The organism is Paenibacillus baekrokdamisoli (assembly GCF_003945345.1).
GTDB lineage: Bacteria > Bacillota > Bacilli > Paenibacillales > Paenibacillaceae > Paenibacillus_Z > Paenibacillus_Z baekrokdamisoli.
Genome location: NZ_AP019308.1, coordinates 3,930,639 through 3,954,211 on the forward strand (window position 1 = coordinate 3,930,639; position 23,573 = coordinate 3,954,211).

A 23,573-nucleotide genomic window follows, 5' to 3' on the forward strand; every position below is an offset into this window, starting at 1 on the left:
TAAGGCGATTGTAGCATGCAGTTATTTCATGTATCATCGAAATATGAATATGTACAAAAACATCGCATCTGTCGCAGCTCTCATAGGTGACCCAACTCGTACAACTATCCTCTCTTCTCTTGCAGATGGGCGTGCACTAACTGCAGGTGAATTGGCCTACATTGCTGAGGTATCTCCACAAACAGCGAGTGCTCACCTCACCAAATTGGTCGAAGGAGGGCTTCTAGTCATGCAGGCACAAGGTCGGCATCATTATTATCGGCTAACGAGTTCGAAAGTGGCAGAAGTCATGGAGGAAATAGCCTCTCTCGCACCCCCAGCTCCCACCCGATCCCTACGTGAATCTGATCAAGCAAAGGCGCTTCGTTTTGCCAGGACATGTTACGAGCATTTGGCTGGTGAGCTCGGGGTATCCATTACCAATGCACTTTTGAAGAAGGGGTACATCAAGGAATCGAACGAAAAGTACCAGCTCACTAATTTAGGGGAACAGTGGCTCATTGCGTTTGGTGTGAAGATAGACGGGTTAAATCGGCTTGCAAGCTCGATCCCTCGCCACATCGACTGGACTGAACGTCACCACCATATAGGTGGCCCTATCGCAGTTGGTATCACTCGTCGTCTACTCGAACTGGGTTGGGTTACGAGAGGTCCTGTTCGGCGTTCTATTGTACTTACTGATGCTGGGCGCATCCATATTCAACGAGAGTTCAACTTTGAATAATAAGGTTTTGGGAAGCATTTGCTGGCGGGACTCCTATAGAGAGTTTTAAGTGAATCGTTATTTGGGTATCTCCATTTTTTTGAGTCGTCGGAAGAGGAATGTTAAATCCGAATAAAATAATTGAGCCGTATTCCTTAGAGCAAAGGATTACGGCTTTTATATGTTTATTATTCTTTTAGCTTATATTTCCGTTAAAATATTGGCGGGACAAGATTAGATAATTTCCTGTTTGGGGGTATTTTAAAATCCTAACTTAATGGTTATGAGGCAGAACCCCTACCGGAAATTTTCTACATACTCATGCAGAAAAGCGTCTAGACTGCGGGCCTCTCTACCGAGCAATCGCTTTACAGTGTCCGTAGGCTTTTCCGGCACCACCGTAGTCATGGTTTGAATTTCCACAACGTGGTTCGCTAGCCAAGGAGGCATATGCCCGTGTTCGATTAGATTGCTGTGTAATACTTGGGGGTCCAAGTTGATGTAGCTTATCGGCCGATTAAGCAGGGCAGATAGTTGACTGGCGATCTGGGGATAGCTAAAAATCTCCGAACCGGTAAGCGTATATATTTGGCCTGATACCTCGCGATTGGTCAGAACTTCTGCGGCTACATCTGCGATATCGCGACAGTCAATGAAGTTACAGGGTGAATCGCCCATGGAGCCGAAGAAAACATTTTGAGTTGTGATCGTTGGTGCAAAGCGCAGTAAGTTTTGCATGAACGCATATGGGCGCAACACGGTGTGGGTAAGGCCCGATTCACACAAGGTTTTCTCGATTTCGTGATGCCAGCCCGCCACTGCCACTGGAGAGCTCTTCTCAAAGGCAGGACTCGATATTTTGACGATATGTTCGATTCCAGATTCTGCGGCAATCTGGATGATCGAAGTCTCCAATTCGATTTGTCTTGGACTGTTTGACATGGCAAGGAAGAGCTGGCTAGCTCCTGCAAACGCCCGGCGCAGCGATTCGGGGTCGGAAGCATCGGCCGCTGCGACCTCGATTATCGATCGGCCTTTATCCCCGATCTGATCACGCAACTTCTCAGGCTCTCTGCTCAGCGCCCTGACGGGCATGCCAAGATCCACCAAACGTTTCAAAAGCGCACTACCTATCGTACCTGTTGCTCCAATAATAACTACCATTTTTTATCTTCTCCTTTGGATGAAAAATTTGTTTTGACGGCAAGACGCCACCGCCATGTTACTATCGTGCTGGCAATCACTCCGGATAACGGGAAATCAATCCAGACACGATCGACCCAGGTCAAGTTATCCATCGGAATAATAATTCCTAGTAAATTAGATGTCGCCCATGCGGCGAATAGGCCAAACGCTGCCCCCATCAATGCGAACAGCCCAACCACAACCAAGTGAGGTGCGCCGATGATCCACCGTTTATGGCCTCCCCGGCTGCGCAACCAAAGACCAAGCATCAAGGCTATGAAGGCCGATGCTCCGCCGATTGTGGTCAAGGCCCCTATTTGGAGCCCCTTGTCGGCAGTGACCAATCCCCCGATTCCTGCCATAATGGCAGGAGAAACATAAGCCATTACAACTTCACGCCACAGTACAAAAGTCTTTGCGCCAGAACCAGCAGCCTTGATGTCATAAAAACCTTCTGTCTTACTCGGGTATTCTGTCTTGTTCATTCAGTTACATCCATCCATTCTTCTTTTAAATTGTTCAGCAATTGCTGTTAGCTTCATATAATTAGGAGGCTAACTATATAAGAGTGAAAATGGGCTAGCTTCACTAGCCCGTTCTACTCCTTACTGATATTTTTCTTTGGCTCGCCTGGTTCGTCCGTAAGTGCTGAAATGCCTTGTGTAACTCGGCCGAGCAGGTCCAGAAATACACTGCGCTCCTCGATACTGAGTAAACTCACCATGGCTTCCAGCCGTGCAAAATGCTCGCGAGCCATTTCACAGAGCTTCTTCGCTCCTTGCTCTGTCAATTTAACCGCTTTCTGACGGCCATCGACTGAACTTAATCGCCGGGATACGAGGCCATCTCGCTCAAGAATGTCGATAAGACCAGTCACTGTAGCACGTGTAACACCTAGATGCTCCGCCAATTGCGAGGGCAACTCTTCTCCTTCGTGATCTTCAAGATCAGCCAATAAACGATATCGCCCTGTTGATAAACCAAATCTGGAGAAATGTATCTCCGATGCATGTCCAAGCTTGGCTCCCGCTGCCATCAGCCTAGACGCGACGAGCACAGCCTGTGCGTCTACGTCTAGATTATAGCGATCAATTTGACGCTTGGATTGTGCAAGCGAGGGAACAGCGTCAATGTCATTTACTGCTTTATTTTCGTTGTTCATACACATAGTATGGCACCTAATTACTTTTGTGTCAACACATTCTTCTAACACAGCTTCAATAACTGCTCATGAAAGCTCGTCCAGTACGAAAAGCCGCCCCTCAAGTAGATCATAAGTCTACCCTTGGGACGGCTATTGGTTGGATGCGTAAACTATAGAATCCGCTTAGCCCCACTGCGGCGCAATGCCGCTTCCGCAGCACCGCTGCGAGTCAAAGTAGGACCTCCGTTATCTGTGTCATCACCCGTATCAGCAGCAACAGCAAGATCACCCTCTGCTATTGCCTTACGGCAGCTGCTAGCTGCATCATTATCAAGTCCGAGACCGACCAAAGCTTGCTCTATCTTATCATCATCTTCGTATAGGGCTGCGCCGACTAGAGGGGTACCATTGGCATATGGACCTGCGACCCCGGATAGTGTTCCCATCGTATACATCCCTCCAGCTAATCCGGGAGGCACAACACCAAGACCTATTATAGGGCCATCATTCGTATGTCCTCGCCTATCTACGAGCTCATTCATCTCTTCAGCATGTACATTTGTCTCTGATTCCACGCGCTGTGAATGCTCCCTATCTTTGGCGAGCACCTTGATTTCAGTTTTGATAAACCCCTCCATCTCCAATGCCTGAATCGCTTCTATGACCTGACTTTCATTCTCAAAAATCCCGATTTTCATTGACATGTGGACACCATCCTTAAGATTATATGGGAAGCATAAGCGCATCGAATTACTTAATCTTGGTATACCCTGTTTCATCTGGATTCAATCGAATGAATAGTTGATATGATATGGAGCTTACCGTTAAAGAAACGACAGAGATTCTTGCAGGCCGATTATAATGGCTTGTTTTCTTTGTTAGGTAGACTTTTTGCAGCTGTGATGACATATTCTAGGGCATCGGTAGTTGTGTCAGATTCATGTTCGCGTTATGATGGTAAAGATAAGTTAGAGCATGAACGGACAAGCAGGAGGCTCGTAAACCATGATGCATCGAATGCTGCGTTTTCCTTCCAAATGGGAGTGGCATGTGCTTCACGAAGTACGGCCGGAGACGGCCAATCTTAGTAGTCGCCGTCATAAGCAGGATGCCCCTTCCTCCCCTTTCATCCAGCTGAATACGACGGACGATAACGCGGAAGCGATCTATAACATAAAACAAGCGAATCCCGAAATGGCTGACTGGCTAAGCGAGGTAAAGAGCTCCAAGCATAATCACGTTGTCGTATCAGAGCTTCCAAGTGGAGAACCTGTCCTTTATGGGACATTAATTTTTCAAGCTTCTGAGGATAAGCGTGACTTATTACCTCTTCACTTCTGGGTAACGAATGATAAGATAGCGACAATTCACGCGGATTATCGCTTATCCATCAAGCTGCAGATGGAGCCCTGGGAAGAGAAATTGAACCGCTGTCAGGCTGCGCCAGAAGCCTTCTTCGTTATGCTCGGTCTCATCTTGGAGACTTTCCACACCGGTCTAGATGATTTTGAGACTCGTCTTGGAAATTTGGAGCAGAAGATGGAGCGTCGCAATCGCACCGGTCTTATGAACATTATATTTGAGCGCCGATATGAGCTGCTCCACTGGAGTCACTTATTTATTCCCATCCGTGAAATTCAGGCTGCAGCCAAAGAAGCATTCCTAGGCAGCTTGGCCGACCAGGAAGAATATAAGCGAATGGAATTTAAACTGGATCGTGTCCAGGCGCTATTCACCCATTACACGATGGAAATTGATACCCTAATTATGATGGATGACGCAATATCCAACTTTCGCGGCAACGATATTATGAAGACTCTGACGATTTTCACCGCACTATTCACACCCGCTACGGTGATAGGAAGCATCTGGGGAATGAACTTTAGTCGTATTCCATGGCATTCTGAACCCTGGGGCTTCATGGTTATTTCCTTGCTCATTGTTGTGTCTACGTTAATCATTTACGGGTGGTTGTGGAAAAAGGGCTGGACAGGCGACTTATTAAAAAGCCGTAAGCCGCATGATATCGTCAGCTCCTCCTCAACATTGTCCCTCCCTTCCCCACAAGGCCGATCTGACGATAAACAATTGACCCCGCGAGGTACGCGATCAAACATCAGAAAATCCGAGGAAGAAGAGATTAAGCCGGCTCGAATACCTCCGCGTTCCAACCGTTAACGGTTGCCTAAAGCAATGAAAAAGGGAGCTGCGTTGAATGCATCTCCCTTTTTCATGCTCGCCAAGGCGTCTAAACGTTCATCTTGAAACCAAACAAGCTTATTGCGGTATTCCACCGTAATAAGCTTGTTTCTATTTATTATAGAAGTCACTTCAATGCACTCTTTACCCAACCATCTAGAGATAGATGGTTTTGGGGTTTGCGAAGGGAGCTATCCACCTCCTCTTGTTAGGACATCAGCCTAAAGCATATTGGCCTATGACGACATACAATGCGATAAGGGACGGTGGAGAAGATGAATGGTAGTAAACTCGACAACCAATCGGCAATCTTTCTGGCGGCAGTTTGTGGGCAAACCTATAATCAGTTCGCCAGCTTGCAGCAATCGTTTCTTGTGCCTTACGGCTATCAGGTTGTTGGATCTTTTCAGGCTTCCGCTTTTTCAATTAATGAACAGCCCTTCGGCTTTGTTATCGAATCGGAACGAGCTGCTATATTGGCATTTCGAGGCACAAGCACCGCCACTGACTGGGTTACAGATATGATGGCTCAGCAAATTACTTTCACTCCTGTTAAGAATAGTGGACTTACCCATAGAGGCTTCACCGAAATCTATATGAGCGCACGCGATCGCGTGTTCAAATTACTAGATAAGCTTCCGAATAATAAACCACTCTTTATCACTGGGCATAGCTTAGGGGGGGCACTCGCTATTTTGGCTACTCTCGATATTACGGTTAATCGCAACTTCAATCAAATCATTACTTATACTTATGGCTCTCCGCGGGTTGGTGATCCTGCCTTCGTACAATATTATAATGCGTCTGTGCCGACTAGTATTCGTGTTCAGAATGAATATGACATCGTCCCTCACTTGCCGCCTCTTGTGTTCAAGGCGCCGAAAACCGACAAAACCTTCTATTATATGCATGTGAAGGCTGAAGAAAAACGTAGTTTTCGAAATGGCAGTATTGGAGGTAATCATATTATAAGCAGCTATTTTGCCGATTTAGCTCGTGAATCGCCGATTTTTGCTGAAACCATTTGTTCACAACCTCTCGGATGGTGTCCAGAATTGCAATAAAATACAAAATCCCTCCTTTCACGTTGATCAACACGATATTCTTATCAATATGGGATTACGGTCATTCTTTACACCATAACCACCATTCTGATTCTCTATATATGGAAATAATCCCGGTATTCCTTAGACGATGTAAGCTGACCATTGGTCTCGCTCCGCTTTGGGCAATCCTTTCACGACGAGCTTGTAGGAGTGATCGATCATATCCTGAAGCTCTTCTTCGGGGATGGACCCATCAAGACGGATCGAATTCCAGTGCTTCTTATTCATATGATAGCCAGGCGTTACAGCTTCATACTGCTCACGAAGGTTCTCAGCTATTATTGGATCACATTTCAGCGATAGGCTGTCTCCTGACAGCAACGCAAACATTTTCCCACCGATCTTAACGACCAGCGGCTCTGGTCCAAAGGGATAATCCTCCGCTGATCCTGGCTTAGATAAACAATACTCCTTGATGAACTCCACTTCCTCAAACCTCCTCATAACTAGCGAACGCTGCTGCTTGCCCATAATAAACACCATGATCATCCGTTAAATTCCAGACGATAGCCTGTTGAATACGAAATCGGCGGCCGCTGCTTGAGATACGAATGCCGCTATAATCGTCGATATAGCCTTTCTCATTCACTGCTTGAAGAAAACGCTGGCGCTCCGCTTGAATAAGGGGCTCTGCCGTATGCTTGGATTCGGTCTGCGTGAAGTGCTCGAAGCTCATCTCCCATAACTTTAACGCCTCAAGATTCCCATAATTAAGTACGGGATCAGCTTCAACTCCATGGGATAGCACAACAATAGGCGCTTCATAAAGCTGCTGCGCCAATGGCTGACTAGTGTCGATTTCGAATAGCTCCTTGCCAAGTAGACGTCGGTAGCTGCCCAAGATAATACGTGCGTGACGCTCAGAGGTCCTGTTCTCATTATTCTGTTGATGATTCATCCGTATAATGGCTCCCTTACAGCTGCTTTTCTTTCAAGAAGAAACGGCTAAACGCCGTCCTTGGCGGTGAAGCAAGTTTCTTCCCTCTGAAATATAAGCAAAGTATAGTGAAAACATATACTTTCTTATATTTTGAAAAAGAACTGAGAGCAGATGCTCTCAGTTCTTTTTGGTGGGTTACACACCCATTTTCTTGCGCTGGTTGTTAACCTTTTTGTGGTTTTGGCTTTTCATTGTTTGTTGATTGCCGCCTGGACCGTGTTTTTGTTTACCGCCTGCAGCTTGCTCCAGTTTCTTCTGAGCTAGCTTCTGCTTCATTGCTTCTGCAAGTGAAACCTTCTTCGGCTCTTGCTTCTCTTGAGCTTCGGATACTTCTGGCGTTTGTTGTTCGTCTGACATGAGATCACCTCATCTGAATGTACTAGTTGTATTGTATCGCTTTTTCAATCAGCTTTCCAGTAGGAAGAGAGCAAATGAAGCAGATTTAGACAATTGCCTATAAGCTCCCTTCACTTATAAAGCTCACTCTCTTAGCGCTTCCTTAAGCTTCGTCGACATGGTATCGAGCCGTCCCGATTGAAGCCGTCCCCTCAATCTCGTCAGTTCTAGGGTAAGCCGTTCCTTATCTTGCTGTAATTCGGCAATGACCAATTTAGCCTGATCAAGCTGTTCCTGCAAGGAGGGCTGGGTATTAGGCATGAGGATGAGTACCTCTCTTTCATCAGTTGCTAATCAACCGTTATGCTGTCATTTTAGCGCTAATAGCAGCCAGAAACAACTCTATCCTCGTTTCATAACGTATATTCCGACCACTTTGGCTGCTTTTCGGCTGGTGACTCGAAGAGACTTGAGCTGTTTGGGGTACTCTATGAAGAACCACCCATACGGCTGCCGAAACTAAGGTTGACATTCACCTGAATTCAAGGTATGTTAAACATTGTTTTAAACACTGTTTAAACTTACGATCGGAGTGATTACCTCGACTAAAGAAAAAATACTTAATGCAACCTTGGAACTAATCAAAGCAGAAGGCATCGAAGGGGTAACCATTCGTAAAATAGCCGGAATTGCCGGAGCCAATGTCGCTCTAATTAATTATTATTTTGGTTCTAAAGAAAAGCTAATTAGCGAAACACTCAAAATCCAGCTGGATTCGTTTCGGGAAGCTTTCTCTGTTTTTGATGAAATAGAGATTCCTCCCATTGCTCGTCTGAAGAAATTTTTACTTTGGTATACGTCATCGCTTCAAGAGCACCCTGAGCTTGTTAAACGGCTCCTTGGTCAAGATCAGCTTTTCGAATCGCAAGCTGAATACGCCAGCTTTCTCAAGCGTCAAGGGATCGAAAAACTAAGCTCCACGCTAATTGAAATCATGGGCGAAACCAGCAGGGAAAGGATCCTGCTTATGATGCAGCAGATTTTCGCAGCTATTTTTTCTCCGATTATTAAGGCTTCTTTCGTTCAAAAGCATGAATCAACCGACGATTTGCATTACTATCCTTCTGCAACCGTCGAAGAGCAAATTGATCTTTTCTTAGATCATTATTTCTACAAATACATCGCTCGTTGAGCAGAAAGCAGAGGCCATTCATGTCAGCGCCAGCGCAATCGAAAATCCCTGCAAATGCAGGTGATAACTTCTCCCTAAAGGCCATTCTTCCTCCATTGTTAGCCATTATCGTCGGTATGATTATGGTTATCTTGGACAGCACGGTCGTCAACAATGCCATTCCTAAGCTTGTCGAATACTTCGATACCGACCTGAAGACCATTCAATGGACCGTTACCGGTTATACACTCGCCTTGTCTGCCGTCATCCCGCTCGCTGGATGGCTAACCGATAAGTTCGGCTCCAAGCAAATATTTCTCACTACGATTACCTTGTTTACGATTGGCTCGATCCTCTGCGGAATTGCTCAAACACCAGAACAATTGATTTTCTTCCGTATCATACAAGGTTTAGGCGGCGGTATGGTCTCCCCAATCGGGATGGCTATGGTATTCAAGCTCGCTCCTGCTGAACGACGGGGATCCATCATGGGTGTGCTCGGCATTCCGATGCTGATGGCGCCTGCATTCGGTCCGATCTTATCTGGGTGGCTTGTAGATTCTGTCAGCTGGCATTGGATCTTCATCATCAACTTGCCGATCGGTATCGTCGCTTTCATTCTTGGTAAGAAATATCTGCCCAAATCTGATCGTCATCAAGCACCGCATCTCGACATTCTCGGTATGTGTCTTGCTCCAATCGCCTTCTCCATGCTGGCTTACGGAGTGAGTGAAGGCGGCACGAGCTGGTCATCCACATCGACTATTACCGGCCTTGCTGTCGGCGGTGCCGCTCTAATCCTCTTCATTATTGTAGAACTACGTCAGAAACAGCCGCTTCTGGAGCTCAAAGTATTCAAGTCCTCTGACTTTACAAGGAGTATCATTCTGACTTGGATCGTGCAGCTCGCACTGTTTGGTGCGATGCTGATAGTCCCTCTATACTTACAGGGCGTTAAGCATTATACGGCACTGGAAACAGGTTGGATACTACTTCCGCAAGCACTCTGTGCAGGAATCGGGATGCCGATCAGTGGCCGATTATTTGATAAAATCGGTGCAAGACCGCTTGCTTTCTCCGGTCTTCTCGTCGTCGCTATCGCTTTGTACATTCTATCCGGCGTTGCCGTTGACACCAGCCTGTGGGTCATCATTGTGTCCATTAGCTTAATGGGTCTTGGCATGGGCTTCTCGATGATGCCGCTCAACACGCATGTACTGAACTCAGCACCGCGGCGATTAGTAAGCCGTGTAACGCCGCTTACTACAGCGGCGCAGCAAGTCGTCGTCTCGTTCGCAGTAGCTGGCCTTACCGGCTACCTAACCTCACAAATCACCTCCCATGCAGCAGGTGCGGGAAAAGAGGCAAATCCTCTAACAGCTGTCGTAGCTGGTTACGGTGATACGTTCTTCCTAGCTGCATGTATCGCATCTGCAGGTGTTGCACTCAGCCTTATCCTGCGGAAGCCAAGGCTTAAGGAAGAGGATCAGCTTAGCGGCGGCGACAAGCCGGATCCCGCTATGATGATGGGGCACTAAGTTATGTGCAGCAGCTTCCCAATCATTCGGACTAACAAATAAGAGATAGGGCTGACCCTTAGCAGCGATTGCTGCTTTGAACTGCACCCCGTCAAGTAGACAGTACAAATAATAAAAATCGATTAAGCGGCCTTGGTCCTGAATTCTATCGGACTAAGGCCGTTTAGTTTTGTCTGCAAGCGCTCGTTATTGTAAAAATAAATGTACGTATCGATATCCTTTTGAAGTTCTTCGAAGGTGGGGTATATACGACGATGACACAGGATAACCGTTGATCCCAATTTGCTTTTCGTTTCTTGTAATCACCGTATGAAACTGAACGCAGACGAATATATTTTATCGCCGATGAATTCTTCCGCTTCTATAGGCAATTAATCTAAAGCGCGAAGCCGTTCCTTAAACTGCTTGGGAGAGCAATCGTTGAATCGACGGAACATGGCATAAAAGTGGCCTAGGTTGGAGATACCTACCGACTCGGCCACTTCCGCTATGCTCACGTCGTTAGTGAGCAGCTGCTGTTCGGCCTTCTTGATCCGCTTGTAGACGACGAAGTCGGTGAACGACATGCCGACGGCTTTCTTGAACGTCTTAATGAAATGGGTGTAGCTCATATTGACGAGCCCGCTAATTTCGCTCACGGACAGCTTCTCGCTCAAGTTTTTTTCGACATAGTCGACCGCGGGCTGGAGTCTTCCGAGTAGTCGATTGTCGTTATAATTCAACTGCATTTGGGTATCGTGGCGGAGCAAGAGCAACAAAATATTTTTAATCCGGGAGGAAACGGCGAGCTCGTAACCGATTTGCGCGTCGTTCATCTCCCGATATATTTCCCTTATGAGTGCCACGGTCTCTGTTCGTACGTCCCGATTATCCCTATAGATATAATTGAGAGAGCTAAGCGGACGAATGACTTCGGAGAAATGCTGCATACTATTTAGCGTGCTTAGGTCCCAGTATTTGCGTAAGTCGATCTGAAACACAAGCTGACTCATGTTCCCTTCCTTCGTCTGCATCGTCGTGTGAGGTTCTGAAGAACCGAACAACGCGATATCCCCCTTGCGCAGTACCAGTTGTTCCTCTCTGTAGAACGCCGTCAGTTCCCCTTTTAGAATGAGAAGAAACTCCACTTCCTCGTGATAATGCCATTCGGTATACCTTTTTTGCCTCCAATCCTGTTCCCTTCTCCGGAAAGTTTCCTCGGAAGCAGGATCTTCAGAATCGATTTGCCAAATGCGCATCGCGAGAAAAGGATTTTGGTATACGACTTGCTCGTGACGCATCTCCGGATACATGGACCAAGCTCCTTACGAGTTAGGATGTGCGACAGGATCGCGTAACGATATTTTAACATAACCGCTCAGTTTGTTATAAGCGATGACAGAATACCGTAAGAAATGAATAGAATTGGCAATCGATTGAAGCGTTTTCCTCGACTAAAATGAAGAGGGAAATCAACGTTAAGGGAGAATCCATTTATGAGCCAAGTGATCAACGTTACGGTTTGGAACGAATATCGTCATGAGAAAAGTAACGAGACAGTAGCTTCAATCTATCCGCAAGGAATGCATACGGCGATCGCCGAGGGTCTGGACATCAAGGGGAACATACAGATAGCTACCCTGGACGATCCGGAGCATGGCTTGTCCGATGCGGTATTAAACGGAACGGACGTCCTCATCTGGTGGGGACATATGGCGCATGGTGAAGTTCAAGATGTCATCGTGGAGAAAGTGTATCAGCGCGTGCTTAAAGGTATGGGGCTGATCGTGCTTCACTCGGGTCATTTTTCAAAAATATTCAAGAAACTGATGGGTACCTCATGCGATCTGAAGTGGCGGGAAGCGGACGAAAAAGAACGCATTTGGGTCGTCAATCCGGGACACCCGATCGCTGACGGCATCGGCGAATACATCGAGCTTCCGCAGGAAGAGATGTACGGCGAGCACTTTGACATCCCGCAACCGGACGAACTCGTCATGGTGAGTTGGTTCGAGGGTGGAGAAGTATTCCGCAGCGGCTGCTGTTATACGCGCGGCGCGGGCAAAATCTTCTACTTCCGCCCGGGTCACGAGACTTATCCGACTTATTATAACCCGGAAGTTCGCAAGGTCATTTCCAACGCAGTGAAATGGGCTGCTCCGGTCAACCGCGAGTACCCGTGTTACGGTCATGCCCAGCCACTAGAGATCATTAAGGAGATAAATTAACGATGCTAAAAGTAGGAGTTATCGGTACGGGCGGCATATTCAAGTTCGCTCATCTTCCGGGATGGCTGTCGCACAAGGAAGTGGAGATCGTTGCGATCTGCGACGCGTTCCGCGCGTCCGCGGAAGCGGTCGGAAAGGATTTTCCGGACGCTAAAGTTTATGATGATTATCGCGAGTTGATCGCCGATCCGTCGATCGATATCGTTGGGATCAGTACACCGAACCTGTACCATTCGGAGATTGCCATTGCTGCTTTGCAGAAGGGCAAACACGTATTTTGCGAGAAGCCGGATGCGGTTAATCCGATCGAAGCGCAGAAAATGGCGGACGTTGCGCGCGAGTCTGGCAAGCTGCTTATGACGATGCGCAACAACCGATTCAGCGAAGAAGCAAAATTTGCTAAGCGGATTATCGGCAACGGGCAGCTAGGCGATTTGTACATGGGGCGCTGCGGCTGGATTCGCCGCCGGGGAATCCCGGGACGCGGCGGCTGGTTCACGACGAAGGAGCTTTCCGGGGGCGGTCCATTGATCGACCTAGGCGTGCACATGATCGACATGGCCATGTGGTTGAGCGGCAATCCGAAGCCGGTCACAGTGTCGGGATCGACCTATCGCAAGTTCGCGGATCGTCCTGAAGCCGACGGGGAAATTCCTGCCGGAACGTTCGACGTCGAGGATCTGGCGGCCGGATTTATCCGCTTCGATAACGGAGCATCGCTGCAAATCGAATTTAGCTGGGCTTCCAATATCGAGGAGGAGAAAAAATTCCTGGAGTGGAGAGGTACCGAGGGCGGTTTCAGTCTAATCAACGATAAATTGAAGATCTTCACGGAAAACGAGGGCGTACTGATCGACCAACAACCTCAGTTCCCAGCAGCCGCGATACCGCAGCATACCGCCAACATTCAACACTTCATCGAGTGCGTGCTTGGCCGCGAAACTCCAATCATTACGCCGGACCACGGCGTGGATATGATCAAGATCCTGTCCGCGATCTATGAATCGGCAGAGCTTGGGCGGGAGATTAGATTGTAAGATCAGGATTGCAAGATTAGATTGCAAGATTAAGAATTGACAAATATAAGGATCTTCTGCATAATCTCCTTATTGAATGATCCAATCCCGGTCGTGAAGCACACCCGGCAGCGTCTTTGACGCTTTGCCTGCGGTGTGCTTTTTGCGTGGACTTGCGTAATAAGAGGAGAGGAAGTGACAGCTTGAAGGAAATGGAGACGATGAACGTCGCCCCCTTTACCCAATGGCTTGTCGACGTTGCCCTTCGCGGCGAATCGGCTGGTCTCAAAATAGACGATAATCCATCATTCTGCTTAATGGATACGGGTTATTCAGAGTTTAACGGGAGGTTACTCTTAATTAGCACGCTCCCGGCATCAAAGAACCGTCAGGCTGCTGACGGTTCTTTTTGCAATATTGCGCGCCTGCACAACTAATTGATGTGAGTTCAATCGAGGTAAGAGCCAAGTCGCCTCGTAGCTGACAGGCAACTGGTGGAGAGATCCTAAGGTTGAAGACCTGTGACAAAGTACCCCTGAGAACCCATGATGCTAAGTTCGACGCATTCGATCTCTTCGAGGATGGCGAGTTTCTCTTTCGCACTATATTGAACTTTGGGCATGAAAAATGCTCCCCTCATTGTAGCTCAGGTTTTTATTATTTAACCTGTCTACCATATGGGGAGCATATCACTTAAGGGTCAGCCCTATTCTTTGTTTTATTTGACTGTAACGGATACCTTCTGCGTTGTTATCAGCTTATTCTGGTTATACGCTTTAATGACAATGTCAATCTTCTTCCCCTTGTAAGGAGCGAAATTAATCGATGCGGTCCATGGAAGCTGCGCAACTGCTGCAACTGGCTTGCCGCCGATTTCGTAAACGACCTTGCTCAGCGTCGCTGACCATGTCTTCACATAAGCGGATACCTTTTGAACGGATGCGCCAACCGACTGATTGTTGATCGGTTTATAAGCAATCGGTGATTCATCACCGATCGAAGAAAGATAGAATGGATTCGAGATCGACGTCTTATAAGCATCCAGCAGCTTCTGATTAGCAGACAGCATGTAATATTTGATCCGATTGGTTGAATCATGGTTGCTATCAAACCAGAATACTGCCTTCACCCTTGGATATAACATCGGCAGCGAAGCATAGAACTCCTTCGTCTTATACACCGCCCAATCTGTCTTGTCCTGCTTCTTCTCCGGATACATATAGGCTACACCACCCTCGGAGATAAAGACCGGCTTACGTGCAGCGTAGAGCTTATAAATTTGATCGAATTTCTCGACATGACTGGAGCGGTCTTCACCCTGCTTCAGGGGATCCGTTGAAGGGTTGAATATCGTGTACAGACTAACCCCCACCCAATCTACAGCATCATCGCCCGGATAGTAATCTTGAATGTTATAATCTGGCAGTCGGTCTGGCGCCCATACCATCACGACGTTATCGGGTGCCTCTTCATGGAATACCTTGGACACAAGCCTAAACTTCTCGATATAAGCCTTTGGACCATCGTTATGCCAGGGAACCCAATCCCCATTCATCTCATTCGCGAATCGCAGGAAGATCGGAATGCCAGCTTCCGCCACATCTTTAGCAAGCATCCGCAAATAGTCGTTGTCATTCACTTCAGACAATCCCTTAAGCGGCTGCAGTCCTATCTCCAGGGCAGTGCCATTCTTGCGGGCGTATTCGATATGCGTTTTTAATTTAGAGAAGGAATCCCCATATTTAAAATAGAGCAAATATGCTGCATGCTTCTTGCCTGTCATCTCCGGAAATGCATCCGAATAGAAGGGCTTGGAATTCTGCGCGTTATGCACCTTTGGATCAAGCTCCGCATAGGCACCAAGCAGAGCCCCATTCTTCGGCTCGAACCTTGCACCATGCGTATTCGCAGCGCCAACCGTCTCTGCATTCGTTTCTATGAACAGCTGGGCATTGCTGCGCAGCATATCCGCCTTGCGTTTAGCGGCAATACTAATTTGCGTCTGATTCGCTTTGGCCGAATATTCCGCTTCTTTATCATAGTTGACCACAGCTAGATCGAAGTTGACCAGCTTAACATAATCGTCTCCGATGCTGCGATACATTTGTGCCAAATTCCCATACTGCTTGGTCTGTTCAAATTCAGGCAGCGTCTGCTTATATTTATTGATCGCCTCAGCATACTTACCTTGTTCGTCCAGCTTGCGAGCTTCCTTCATGATTCCCCATACATCCTGCGCTTGAACGTCATTAGAATGAAACGTAGTAACGCTTAGCACGACTACAAGAATAACCGCGAGCATTTTCCATCCCATTGCCATCATTCGACTTTTCCCTGACACTTTTGCCCCTCCTACTTGTAGGTCTTTATAATCAAACATGGATAATTTTACTATGCATTCAAACTTTAAGGACAGACATATTTTGTAAGAATCATATTAGGGTTTTACTCCAATTAAACCTCCCGCATCCTAAAAAATAGCAATTGTCCCATCAAATAAGGCTGGGTTATACTCGATGTAAACGATAGAAAGCGGTGAGGAAATTGTCGAATTGGAAAACAGGCTTCCAAGATGAGCTTGGTATCGTATTTGCTGAAGCGCAAGACCTCTTAGCTGCTTTTCCCGCTCCACTTGCTATTCGTGGACTTCAATATTTGGACAAGTTCAATCCTTTAGCAGCAAACAGCACAAAGAATTATATTTGTTATTTGCTGCCCTTTTGGCTGCAGGAAACAGTAAAGGCAGATCAGCGAATTTGCCGAAGAATGGCGCTTGCCAACGTATTTCTCATGCTGTACTTTTTCATACAGGATGATGTGATGGACAGTACAGAGGTTCATACCGATTGGAATCAGCAGCTAGCACTCTCCAATCTGTTCTATCTGACCTTCCTCAACATCTATAGAGAGGATTTTCCTTCTGAATCGTCGTTCTGGTTTCATTTCCAAGCTTATATCACAGAGTGGGCCGTAAGCGTTGCTACTGAAGGACAGGCTTCTGAAAGTGCGGCAGACCCGATCCGGTTCGCTAAGAAGGCTGGCCCACTCAAGCTCGCAAGCACCGGTATGCTTCTGCTGACGGACCAGACAAGAGTGATCAAGCCGGTGTCGGATGTTGTAGATCAAGTACTCGTCACCCTTCAAATGGTAGACGATTGGGTGGATTGGGCGGAGGATCTAGCTGATGGCAATGAGAACAGCCTACTCGCCTTCATTCGAGATGAGCTGCAATTGCCAGCAAGCGATACGTTAACGGTAGAACAGGTGAATACCGTGCTCACGCTTCAAGGCGGTCTCGAGCGGTTCGCTAAGCAAGCTCTAGCTCGCCATGAGCAGCTGCTTCAAGCAAAGCCAGCTATTCCCCTGCTGCTGGCCTTCCATGATGCGCTTGCTCAGGATCTGCTTCAAGCCTCTGCTCGGCTGCAGCAGCACAAGCAAGCTCGCCTGCGTGGCGGCTTCGTTAACTGGCTTGCAGCCAAGCAAGAAGAAACGGCTAACGTCGTCCTTGGAAGCTAAGCAAGTTTCTTCCCTCTGAAATAGAAGCAAGGGATGGAGAATACTTATACTTGCTTTATATTATAAAAAGACGGTTGTTATTGCCTGCCATATACAGCAGGCATGAATAACAACCGTCTTCTTATTGCTTCACAATTGGAAACCGGATAATAGCCTCCGTTCCGGTTCCCAGATTACTTTTGAACTCCAATTTGCCTTCCATAAGCTCAATAATACGGAACGTCACCATTAATCCAAGCCCTGTTCCTTTCGTTTGACTTGAGAAGTACGGCTCACCGAGTCTTTTGAGTGTTGACTCCTCCATGCCTCGTCCGTTATCCCTAATATGGATAATGGCTTCTCCTTGTTCTTCATACGCCCACAAATGAATACTGCCGCTCCCTTGCAGCGCTTCAATGCTATTCTTAATAATATTAATAAAGGCTTGCTTCAATTTAGATGAATTGCCTCGCATATGTAGATCTTTGGGAATGTTCATGACGATCTTGCCACCCTCCTGATTAGCAAGCGGCAGCAAAATACCTTCTACATGCAGCAGTTCCTCTGCTAGATTAAGCACGCATACTTCTTCCAGCTGTGGCTTAGCGAAGGTCAAATAATTCGTGATAATATTGGCTGCGCGGTCAAGCTCCTCAATGGCTAGCTTCAAATACTTGCGTTCCTTATCCGCATTCGTGAAGTCCCCCATTAGCTGTAGGAATCCACGAGTCACTTGAAGCGGATTACGCACCTCATGCGCCACAGAAGCTGCAAGTTGACTAATAACCTCCATTTTCTCCGAGCGTTGAAGGCGGTTATTATACATTTCTAGCTCCTTCGAGTACTTCACGATTTGCATATGACTATGCGCGAATCGCTTGCCAAGCAAAATAACTAACGAGCAAATGAACCCAATAAGCCCATATTTCCAAAGGTGCAGCTCATAGTACCCCTTATCCAGATAGAACCAGAGCAGCTCACCTGTGCCAATTAGAGCAAATAAGCCGAAGCCAGTCGAGATAAACACAGCATCCTTATTGCCTCTAACCGCGTAGATAATCGACATGATAAACAGAAGCATGAATTGCACGATCATCGTTATCCCAAAAGCAGTAACCGTCAGGAAGAAATAAACACCTCGTATGGGCACAATGTTCTGAAGGAGCAGCAAAAAGAAACAGAGCGATGAATAGTACACTTGAAAAATACGATACCTTCGAATAATGCTATAGAGCCCTTTGCCAAAAATACTTTCAAAGAAGTAGGTCAGCGACGGCATAAGAGTGAATAAGGCTAAATCAAATAAATGTAGATAAACGGATCCATAATTCCCGTAAAAGGTATACAGAAATGGAGAATAGGCAAGAAGCAGAATGCTAGCAGATAAAATAACTGCACTTAAGGAAAGCCATGCCGCAATCTGTCCTCTACCCAAGAATATCGAACAGATAAACATCAAGGTGGCTACAATTAGAAAGGAGCATCCTAGAATAATATCGATTAAATCCTCTTTGACATAGCTCACGGTGAATTGCTGATAATCGCCGATTTGCACTGTTCCAAGCAGCCCCATCTCTTCCATTGATGAATGAACGTGGATAAGAATGGTCTTGTCCGAATCATTCACCTCAATAGGCAGGAGCAGTCTATTCTTCCCGTAAAGGTAATTGTAGCTATGCTGGTAAATTTGCTGCTCATCCATATACGCCGTAACATGCTCGCCGTATAAGTTATTAATAAACAAGCCCTCTCTATGGGAGATGTGCGGTAATACGAACTTAATCCATATCCCATGTGCACCAGCTTGCTTCGCTCTCACTAAGGTTTCTGGAGTGATTTGCTTATAGCCCTTCGAATCTATTGCCTCCATTAAGGAATACTCAGTATCCGTCTCCCATTTGATCTCCCAGCGATTGATCCTTGTCATCGCTTCAGCACTCGCATATGCCGAAAGAAGAGGAAGTAAACACAAGAGGACTATCATTATACCTAGTAACTTAGGTATGAATTTCACTGAACCACCTCATGTTTGAAGTCATAATAATCATTAATTCGACAATTTTTGTCATAGCCCTTCTATACCCCTGAATTCTTATTTGCGTAGTTACAAGTTAGAAACATTCTTAACACGCTCTAGTTACAACTGCCTCTTAGAATGGAAATAGAAACGTGGATGCTAGATTCCTTGAGCCACGCTATAACATTTAGGAGGTTTTACACTTGAAGAAAAAAACGCCAATTATATCCTTTATTCTACTTGGTTTGACAGGTTTCTCGCTAGTCTTTTTCGCAACTGACCTTCATCCATCAGAAGTATCTGCTTCTGCTTCTGCTTCCTCCGTCTCAGCCGTCTCATCTACCCAGACAAGCAGTCAAATAGCATTCACCAAATTCATGCATACCAATGCGCCTAGTCTAACCATAAAGAAGAATAGCGCAGGTATCGCAATGGTGACGAATACCTCCAGCACAATCATTCTCGTGAACAAGAAGCGGGAGTTAGCTTCCACTTATAAACCATCTGATCTCGTAAAGCCGAATATTCCCTTCTCCTTCGCTGGAGACAGCCCTAAGAAGCTTATGCGTAAGCCGGCAGCTACCGCCATTGAGAATCTCTTCGCAGGGGCGAAGAAAGCCAATATTTCTTTGAAAGGCGTCTCTGCTTACCGTTCCTATGCGACTCAAAAAGCAATTTTTGATCGTAACGCTGCGCTTAAGGGTGCAGCTGTTGCCAACAAAACAAGCGCCCATCCTGGTCAGAGCGAGCATCAGACGGGACTAGCTATAGATGTATCTAGTTCAAGCGTTAACTATGCATTAGAGCAAAGTCTTGGCAAAACGAAGGAAGGCAAGTGGTTGAAAGCACATGCTGCCGAATATGGCTTCATCGTTCGATATGGTGAGGGACAAGAAAAGCTGACTGGCTATACGTATGAGCCTTGGCATTTACGCTATGTTGGCGTCTATATTGCGCAGGAAATAACGAAGCAAGGTTTGACATTAGAACAATATTTAATGAAATATTAATGAAAAAAAAGTAAGGATCTCGAAGGATAGATGATTGGATAGACAGTAGATGTTGTGACATATATCGCCTATAATAGGTTCATCTACAATGTCAGGAGACCAATATGCGCACACAAGAGCACTGGTTCGATCTCATGCTGACCACAACAACCGACCTTTTATTTGATAAGGAAACACAGTTATTAAGCTCGTATTATGAACGTAATCTCGTGAAAAAAGCTTCCGTCCTGGATGTGGGATGCGGCAACGGGGCTTACTTATTAAGAATGAGCCAACAATTCCCCCTATGGTCATGCACGGGAATTGAGATGAATGAGCAAATCTATCGGTTTGCACAGACCAAGGTAAGTAAGGCAATCACAATTGTTCCTACTGCTTATCAGGACTATCATTCACCCAAGCCTTACGACTATGTGCTGGTTCGTTTAATAGCGGCTCATCTGCCGGATCTAGCGCATTTCATGCGCTGGCTGCGAGAACGCATACATCCCGGTTCAATCATTATTATCATTGACGTAGAGGAAGAGATGCAGACTGAACTAACCGAGTCCAAGCTGCTTCCTCTCTTTAGCAATCTATACCAACAGATGAGAAAGCCCCTCCGAACGTCAAAGCTGATGAGCTTCAAGGACCTACTCTCACTGGAAGCAGTCTATGCTGGGCTACATCCAATTGAGCGGTTGAATTATGGAGTAACGACGGATTCGCCTAGTACTAGGGAACAAATCTATAACTATATGAGGCATGTAACGGGGGCCCATTATGGCAGTGCTATTCCACCAGAGAGGGACAGGGAATTGGCCATTTGGTATGAAAGCCGGGACGAATCCTTTGCAATCAGGATGTTTGGTCTCGTACTCCAACTAAAGACTTAACTAGCTCTTTGAAAAAATAGTCGAATAGAATCATATTTTAGTGGATATTGTCATATTTACATGTTAAACTCTTTTTTGAAAGCATTATCCAATAGTAGAGGGTGAATATGTCATGTCCGCAGAACAAGAATTGAAAGAGAAAATCATTGAGAAAGCCTGGAGCGATCCTGCCTTCAAGCAACTGCTCTTATCCGATCCAAAAGCAGCTTTACAGGAAGCATTCGGACTTACTGTTCCAAGCGACATCCAATTAACTGTACTTGAAGAAACAGCTGCTAGCTTCTACCTCGTTATTCCTTCTGCACCTACAGCATCAGCATCAGCAGCTGCGGACGATGGAGGCACCGTTCAGGGAATGTGGTAATACGTTTGACCCTCTGCGCTACGTGGTTAACCCACCTAGCGTTTTTTATTACGATGCCGGAAAGCGAATGATGGCCTCCGTTCCCACACCCTTCTCACTCTTAAATTCCAACTTCCCATTCATCAGCTCAATAATACGAAACGTGACCATAAGACCTAGACCCGTTCCGTTCACTTTATTAGAAAAATAAGGCTCCCCAAGCCTTTGTAGTACGTTCTCATCCATTCCCTCCCCGTTATCATGGAGATGGATAACAATTTCTCCTTGGTGTTCAAAGGCCCATATTCGGATTACACCACTCTCGCCTAGTGCTTCTAAGCTGTTTTTCATCATATTAATGAAAATTTGCTTCAGTTTCGCATCATTGCCATGTAAATGAAGATGAGAGGGAACATTGAACTCAATCCGTGCGCCCTGTGTATCCGCGAAGGGCACGATAATTTGCTCGACATGCGCGAACTCCTTCGCTAAATTCAATCGACTGATCGTATCCAACTCCGGTGTCGCGAAGGACAAGTAATTCTTTATGATCTCCGCTGCCCGATCCAACTCCTCTATCGCGACTTTCGTGAATCCCTGGGCCTTCTCATCCACTAATCTCTCACCAAGCAGCTGTAGAAAGCCGCGGGATACCTGAAGTGGATTGCGGACCTCATGTGCCACCGAAGCGGCCAATTGACCAATGACATCCATCTTCTCCGAGCGTTGGATTTTCAGATTATAGGTCGCTAGCTCCTTCGAATATTGAACCATCTTTCTATGCGTCGCAGCCATTTTACGGCCTAGTAAGATAATAAGAGAACCAATGAATGCAAGCATCCCAAGCTTCCAGAGCTTGAAATCATAGGTTTCGGCTTGCAGGTAGAACCAAACCAGCTCTCCTATGCCTATAATCGCAAATATCCCCATCCCGATGGACAAGATTCGTGCTTCTATATTCCCCTTCAAGGCATAGATAATGGTAAATACAATAATAAGCAGAAACTGTATGACCATCACAACACCTAATAGAGTAACAGTGAAGAAGAGATAGACATCAAAGTAGTTGTAATGTGTGAGCAAGTTGAGCATGGAACACATGCAACAAAAAATGGAATAGCCGATTTGGAATTTTCGAAGCTTACGGAATACCGCAAAGTAGCCTGCACCGAAAATATTTTCAAAGAAATAGGTTAATGCCGGCAAAAAGAAGAAAAGCGCGAGATCAAACATACTGTAAAAAAAAGGGCCATATTGCCCATAAAAGGTGAAAAGGAAAGGGGAATAGGTAATCATCAAGACACCGATTGCCATAATCATAATACTCAAAGAAAGCCAGTTACGACGCTGCTCGTGATTCAAGAAGATCGCACTAAGCAGCATGATAAAGGATACGAAGAGAAAAGAGCAGCCAAGGAACACATCATTGAGGTTCGCTTTGACATAGTCGCCTTCTAATCTTTGATAGTTTCCGACCACAATAGGAGAGAATAGCCCCAAGCGATCTGTATCTGTTTTCGCATGAATGAGAATTGTCTTACCCGAGCTTTTTGAATCTAAGGGGACTAGAATTCGATAAATATCATACTTATAAGTGCGTGCATTCGTATAAATTTCTTTTCCATTCTCCAAAATTTGAACCTGATTCGCATACAGCTTGCTAATATATAAACCATCGTTATCATTAATCTGCGGAAGGGTGATTCGGATGGATACACTTGAACTGGCTTTTGGTTTTGTGGGTATGGCATTCTTAGATGAGTCAACAGATAACCAATCCCCGTCCAACTCCCATTGCTGCTCCCATGCAAAGATGTCCGTTACAGCTTGTTCGTTCGCACAATAGGCAACCGTCGGCATGAACCAAAGAAGAAGGGTAAATAGGACAGCTATCGATAGCCTCGTTTTAGTAGAAGATTTCAACTCGGGCACCTCTATTCATTCTCTCTCTATTTATGTACAGCTGCGTCCGTTTATGTAATAGGCAGACTCTTGATACATTCTAAAGGCGATCTCTACCTCGGGCACACCTATGGATATAACATGACGCGCTAGTGCCGCAGCAAACGAATCTTGTATCGCTTGTCCCCGTTCAAACCAGCCCACCTCAATAAAAGGATAGGTTGGAACCTGCTCGCCTCCGAATACGGATGTGGTCGATAGACAATCGATTGTAAAGTTATCTGTTCCACATTGACAGATGGCCGCCAGTTCCTCTATTAACGCTGTACTGATCGGTACAAGCTGGCTTGGGCTAATTCCTCTAACTAGTAATTGCGGCATAGCAT

At 46.2% G+C, this 23,573-nt stretch carries 26 protein-coding genes; 12 read left to right on the plus strand and 14 right to left on the minus strand.

Going from position 1 to position 23,573, the window contains the following annotated elements:
- Window positions 1-28 precede the first annotated feature (28 nt).
- Entirely contained in the window at window positions 29-724 is a 696-nt protein-coding gene (locus tag EKN16_RS17470) for an ArsR/SmtB family transcription factor (protein ID WP_232015825.1), read from the plus strand.
- 276 nt (window positions 725-1,000) lie between these two features.
- On the opposite strand, the gene EKN16_RS17475 is transcribed toward EKN16_RS17470, so the two are convergent.
- The 4 genes from EKN16_RS17475 to EKN16_RS17490 form a co-directional block, all read right to left on the minus strand.
- On the minus strand, window positions 1,001-1,867 hold the full coding sequence (locus EKN16_RS17475; RefSeq protein WP_125659899.1) for an SDR family oxidoreductase: 867 nt from the start codon (window positions 1,865-1,867) through the stop codon (window positions 1,001-1,003).
- Complete coding sequence (locus tag EKN16_RS17480) at window positions 1,861-2,373, minus strand: hypothetical protein (RefSeq protein ID WP_125659902.1); 513 nt, start codon at window positions 2,371-2,373, stop codon at window positions 1,861-1,863. Before EKN16_RS17480 ends, EKN16_RS17475 begins: the two co-directional genes overlap by 7 nt.
- A 113-nt stretch (window positions 2,374-2,486) precedes the next feature.
- Window positions 2,487-3,050, minus strand: a complete 564-nt coding sequence (locus EKN16_RS17485) for a MarR family winged helix-turn-helix transcriptional regulator (RefSeq protein WP_125659905.1) — start codon at window positions 3,048-3,050, stop codon at window positions 2,487-2,489.
- Window positions 3,051-3,202: 152 nt separating this feature from the next.
- Window positions 3,203-3,736: a general stress protein gene (locus tag EKN16_RS17490; RefSeq protein WP_164522848.1), complete on the minus strand. Its 534-nt coding sequence runs from the start codon at window positions 3,734-3,736 to the stop codon at window positions 3,203-3,205.
- 301 nt (window positions 3,737-4,037) lie between these two features.
- On the opposite strand from EKN16_RS17490, the gene EKN16_RS17495 reads away from it, so the two are divergent.
- Together EKN16_RS17495 and EKN16_RS17500 are read left to right on the plus strand one after the other, a co-directional pair.
- Entirely contained in the window at window positions 4,038-5,210 is a 1,173-nt protein-coding gene (locus EKN16_RS17495) for a magnesium transporter CorA family protein (protein WP_125659910.1), read from the plus strand.
- Between the two features lie 296 nt (window positions 5,211-5,506).
- Window positions 5,507-6,295 carry a lipase family protein gene (locus EKN16_RS17500; RefSeq protein WP_125659913.1) on the plus strand — a complete coding sequence of 263 codons (789 nt, stop codon included), beginning with the start codon at window positions 5,507-5,509 and terminating at the stop codon, window positions 6,293-6,295.
- A 123-nt stretch (window positions 6,296-6,418) separates the two neighbouring features.
- Here the strand turns inward: EKN16_RS17500 and EKN16_RS17505 are convergent, their stop codons facing one another.
- From EKN16_RS17505 to EKN16_RS32310, 4 genes are all read right to left on the minus strand, one after another.
- Window positions 6,419-6,781, minus strand: a complete 363-nt coding sequence (locus EKN16_RS17505; RefSeq protein ID WP_125666381.1) for an MmcQ/YjbR family DNA-binding protein — start codon at window positions 6,779-6,781, stop codon at window positions 6,419-6,421.
- On the minus strand, window positions 6,768-7,235 hold the full coding sequence (locus EKN16_RS17510; RefSeq protein ID WP_125659916.1) for an MEKHLA domain-containing protein: 468 nt from the start codon (window positions 7,233-7,235) through the stop codon (window positions 6,768-6,770). Before EKN16_RS17510 ends, EKN16_RS17505 begins: the two co-directional genes overlap by 14 nt.
- A 177-nt stretch (window positions 7,236-7,412) precedes the next feature.
- Complete coding sequence (locus EKN16_RS17515; RefSeq protein ID WP_125659919.1) at window positions 7,413-7,634, minus strand: hypothetical protein; 222 nt, start codon at window positions 7,632-7,634, stop codon at window positions 7,413-7,415.
- Between the two features lie 123 nt (window positions 7,635-7,757).
- Window positions 7,758-7,934 carry a hypothetical protein gene (locus tag EKN16_RS32310; protein WP_164522849.1) on the minus strand — a complete coding sequence of 59 codons (177 nt, stop codon included), beginning with the start codon at window positions 7,932-7,934 and terminating at the stop codon, window positions 7,758-7,760.
- A 265-nt stretch (window positions 7,935-8,199) separates the two neighbouring features.
- On the opposite strand from EKN16_RS32310, the gene EKN16_RS17520 reads away from it, so the two are divergent.
- Window positions 8,200-8,805, plus strand: a complete 606-nt coding sequence (locus EKN16_RS17520; protein WP_125659922.1) for a TetR/AcrR family transcriptional regulator — start codon at window positions 8,200-8,202, stop codon at window positions 8,803-8,805.
- A gap of 20 nt (window positions 8,806-8,825) precedes the next feature.
- On the plus strand, window positions 8,826-10,322 hold the full coding sequence (locus tag EKN16_RS17525; RefSeq protein ID WP_125659925.1) for an MDR family MFS transporter: 1,497 nt from the start codon (window positions 8,826-8,828) through the stop codon (window positions 10,320-10,322).
- A 122-nt stretch (window positions 10,323-10,444) separates the two neighbouring features.
- Here EKN16_RS17525 and EKN16_RS33770 read toward each other — a convergent pair whose 3' ends face one another.
- Window positions 10,445-10,603, minus strand: a complete 159-nt coding sequence (locus EKN16_RS33770) for an IS3 family transposase (RefSeq protein WP_125659928.1) — start codon at window positions 10,601-10,603, stop codon at window positions 10,445-10,447.
- A 90-nt stretch (window positions 10,604-10,693) separates the two neighbouring features.
- The gene (locus EKN16_RS17535) at window positions 10,694-11,614 is read right to left on the minus strand and encodes an AraC family transcriptional regulator (RefSeq protein ID WP_125659931.1); all 921 of its coding nucleotides are present in this window, start codon (window positions 11,612-11,614) and stop codon (window positions 10,694-10,696) included.
- Window positions 11,615-11,797: 183 nt separating this feature from the next.
- Here EKN16_RS17535 and EKN16_RS17540 point away from each other — a divergent pair, with 183 nt between their 5' ends.
- The 3 genes from EKN16_RS17540 to EKN16_RS17550 all read left to right on the plus strand — a co-directional run bounded on the left by EKN16_RS17540 (window position 11,798) and on the right by EKN16_RS17550 (window position 13,982).
- Window positions 11,798-12,529, plus strand: a complete 732-nt coding sequence (locus EKN16_RS17540) for a ThuA domain-containing protein (RefSeq protein ID WP_125659934.1) — start codon at window positions 11,798-11,800, stop codon at window positions 12,527-12,529.
- A gap of 2 nt (window positions 12,530-12,531) precedes the next feature.
- Window positions 12,532-13,566, plus strand: a complete 1,035-nt coding sequence (locus EKN16_RS17545; protein WP_125659937.1) for a Gfo/Idh/MocA family protein — start codon at window positions 12,532-12,534, stop codon at window positions 13,564-13,566.
- Window positions 13,567-13,757: 191 nt separating this feature from the next.
- The gene (locus EKN16_RS17550; RefSeq protein WP_164522850.1) at window positions 13,758-13,982 is read left to right on the plus strand and encodes a hypothetical protein; all 225 of its coding nucleotides are present in this window, start codon (window positions 13,758-13,760) and stop codon (window positions 13,980-13,982) included.
- 281 nt (window positions 13,983-14,263) lie between these two features.
- On the opposite strand, the gene EKN16_RS17555 is transcribed toward EKN16_RS17550, so the two are convergent.
- Entirely contained in the window at window positions 14,264-15,886 is a 1,623-nt protein-coding gene (locus tag EKN16_RS17555; protein WP_232015827.1) for a glycosyl hydrolase, read from the minus strand.
- 203 nt (window positions 15,887-16,089) lie between these two features.
- Between EKN16_RS17555 and EKN16_RS17560 the strand changes: the two genes are divergently transcribed.
- On the plus strand, window positions 16,090-17,061 hold the full coding sequence (locus EKN16_RS17560; RefSeq protein ID WP_125659943.1) for a class 1 isoprenoid biosynthesis enzyme: 972 nt from the start codon (window positions 16,090-16,092) through the stop codon (window positions 17,059-17,061).
- Between the two features lie 121 nt (window positions 17,062-17,182).
- Here the strand turns inward: EKN16_RS17560 and EKN16_RS17565 are convergent, their stop codons facing one another.
- Entirely contained in the window at window positions 17,183-18,967 is a 1,785-nt protein-coding gene (locus tag EKN16_RS17565) for a sensor histidine kinase (protein WP_164522851.1), read from the minus strand.
- 293 nt (window positions 18,968-19,260) lie between these two features.
- Between EKN16_RS17565 and EKN16_RS17570 the strand changes: the two genes are divergently transcribed.
- From EKN16_RS17570 to EKN16_RS17580, 3 genes are all read left to right on the plus strand, one after another.
- Entirely contained in the window at window positions 19,261-20,067 is an 807-nt protein-coding gene (locus EKN16_RS17570; protein ID WP_232015828.1) for a M15 family metallopeptidase, read from the plus strand.
- A gap of 104 nt (window positions 20,068-20,171) precedes the next feature.
- Window positions 20,172-20,942 (plus strand): class I SAM-dependent methyltransferase, encoded by a 771-nt coding sequence (locus EKN16_RS17575; protein ID WP_125659949.1) that lies wholly within the window; start codon window positions 20,172-20,174, stop codon window positions 20,940-20,942.
- A gap of 112 nt (window positions 20,943-21,054) precedes the next feature.
- Window positions 21,055-21,306 carry an NHLP leader peptide family RiPP precursor gene (locus EKN16_RS17580; RefSeq protein ID WP_125659952.1) on the plus strand — a complete coding sequence of 84 codons (252 nt, stop codon included), beginning with the start codon at window positions 21,055-21,057 and terminating at the stop codon, window positions 21,304-21,306.
- Window positions 21,307-21,354: 48 nt separating this feature from the next.
- Here the strand turns inward: EKN16_RS17580 and EKN16_RS17585 are convergent, their stop codons facing one another.
- Both EKN16_RS17585 and EKN16_RS17590 read right to left on the minus strand, forming a co-directional pair.
- Window positions 21,355-23,208, minus strand: coding sequence for a sensor histidine kinase (locus tag EKN16_RS17585; protein ID WP_125659955.1), 1,854 nt, complete (start codon window positions 23,206-23,208; stop codon window positions 21,355-21,357).
- Between the two features lie 30 nt (window positions 23,209-23,238).
- The gene (locus tag EKN16_RS17590; protein WP_125659959.1) at window positions 23,239-23,568 is read right to left on the minus strand and encodes a DUF1904 family protein; all 330 of its coding nucleotides are present in this window, start codon (window positions 23,566-23,568) and stop codon (window positions 23,239-23,241) included.
- Window positions 23,569-23,573 lie beyond the last annotated feature (5 nt).

Bases quoted from the DNA above. Each gene is read 5' to 3' on its own strand.
- EKN16_RS17470 (WP_232015825.1), top strand. From the start codon at position 29: ATGTATCATCGAAATATGAATATGTACAAAAACATCGCATCTGTCGCA.
- EKN16_RS17475 (WP_125659899.1), bottom strand. From the start codon at position 1,867: ATGGTAGTTATTATTGGAGCAACAGGTACGATAGGTAGTGCGCTTTTG.
- EKN16_RS17480 (WP_125659902.1), bottom strand. From the start codon at position 2,373: ATGAACAAGACAGAATACCCGAGTAAGACAGAAGGTTTTTATGACATC.
- EKN16_RS17485 (WP_125659905.1), bottom strand. From the start codon at position 3,050: ATGAACAACGAAAATAAAGCAGTAAATGACATTGACGCTGTTCCCTCG.
- EKN16_RS17490 (WP_164522848.1), bottom strand. From the start codon at position 3,736: ATGTCAATGAAAATCGGGATTTTTGAGAATGAAAGTCAGGTCATAGAA.
- EKN16_RS17495 (WP_125659910.1), top strand. From the start codon at position 4,038: ATGATGCATCGAATGCTGCGTTTTCCTTCCAAATGGGAGTGGCATGTG.
- EKN16_RS17500 (WP_125659913.1), top strand. From the start codon at position 5,507: ATGAATGGTAGTAAACTCGACAACCAATCGGCAATCTTTCTGGCGGCA.
- EKN16_RS17505 (WP_125666381.1), bottom strand. From the start codon at position 6,781: ATGAGGAGGTTTGAGGAAGTGGAGTTCATCAAGGAGTATTGTTTATCT.
- EKN16_RS17510 (WP_125659916.1), bottom strand. From the start codon at position 7,235: ATGAATCATCAACAGAATAATGAGAACAGGACCTCTGAGCGTCACGCA.
- EKN16_RS17515 (WP_125659919.1), bottom strand. From the start codon at position 7,634: ATGTCAGACGAACAACAAACGCCAGAAGTATCCGAAGCTCAAGAGAAG.
- EKN16_RS32310 (WP_164522849.1), bottom strand. From the start codon at position 7,934: ATGCCTAATACCCAGCCCTCCTTGCAGGAACAGCTTGATCAGGCTAAA.
- EKN16_RS17525 (WP_125659925.1), top strand. From the start codon at position 8,826: ATGTCAGCGCCAGCGCAATCGAAAATCCCTGCAAATGCAGGTGATAAC.
- EKN16_RS17535 (WP_125659931.1), bottom strand. From the start codon at position 11,614: ATGTATCCGGAGATGCGTCACGAGCAAGTCGTATACCAAAATCCTTTT.
- EKN16_RS17540 (WP_125659934.1), top strand. From the start codon at position 11,798: ATGAGCCAAGTGATCAACGTTACGGTTTGGAACGAATATCGTCATGAG.
- EKN16_RS17545 (WP_125659937.1), top strand. From the start codon at position 12,532: ATGCTAAAAGTAGGAGTTATCGGTACGGGCGGCATATTCAAGTTCGCT.
- EKN16_RS17550 (WP_164522850.1), top strand. From the start codon at position 13,758: ATGGAGACGATGAACGTCGCCCCCTTTACCCAATGGCTTGTCGACGTT.
- EKN16_RS17565 (WP_164522851.1), bottom strand. From the start codon at position 18,967: ATGACAAGGATCAATCGCTGGGAGATCAAATGGGAGACGGATACTGAG.
- EKN16_RS17575 (WP_125659949.1), top strand. From the start codon at position 20,172: ATGCGCACACAAGAGCACTGGTTCGATCTCATGCTGACCACAACAACC.
- EKN16_RS17580 (WP_125659952.1), top strand. From the start codon at position 21,055: ATGTCCGCAGAACAAGAATTGAAAGAGAAAATCATTGAGAAAGCCTGG.
- EKN16_RS17590 (WP_125659959.1), bottom strand. From the start codon at position 23,568: ATGCCGCAATTACTAGTTAGAGGAATTAGCCCAAGCCAGCTTGTACCG.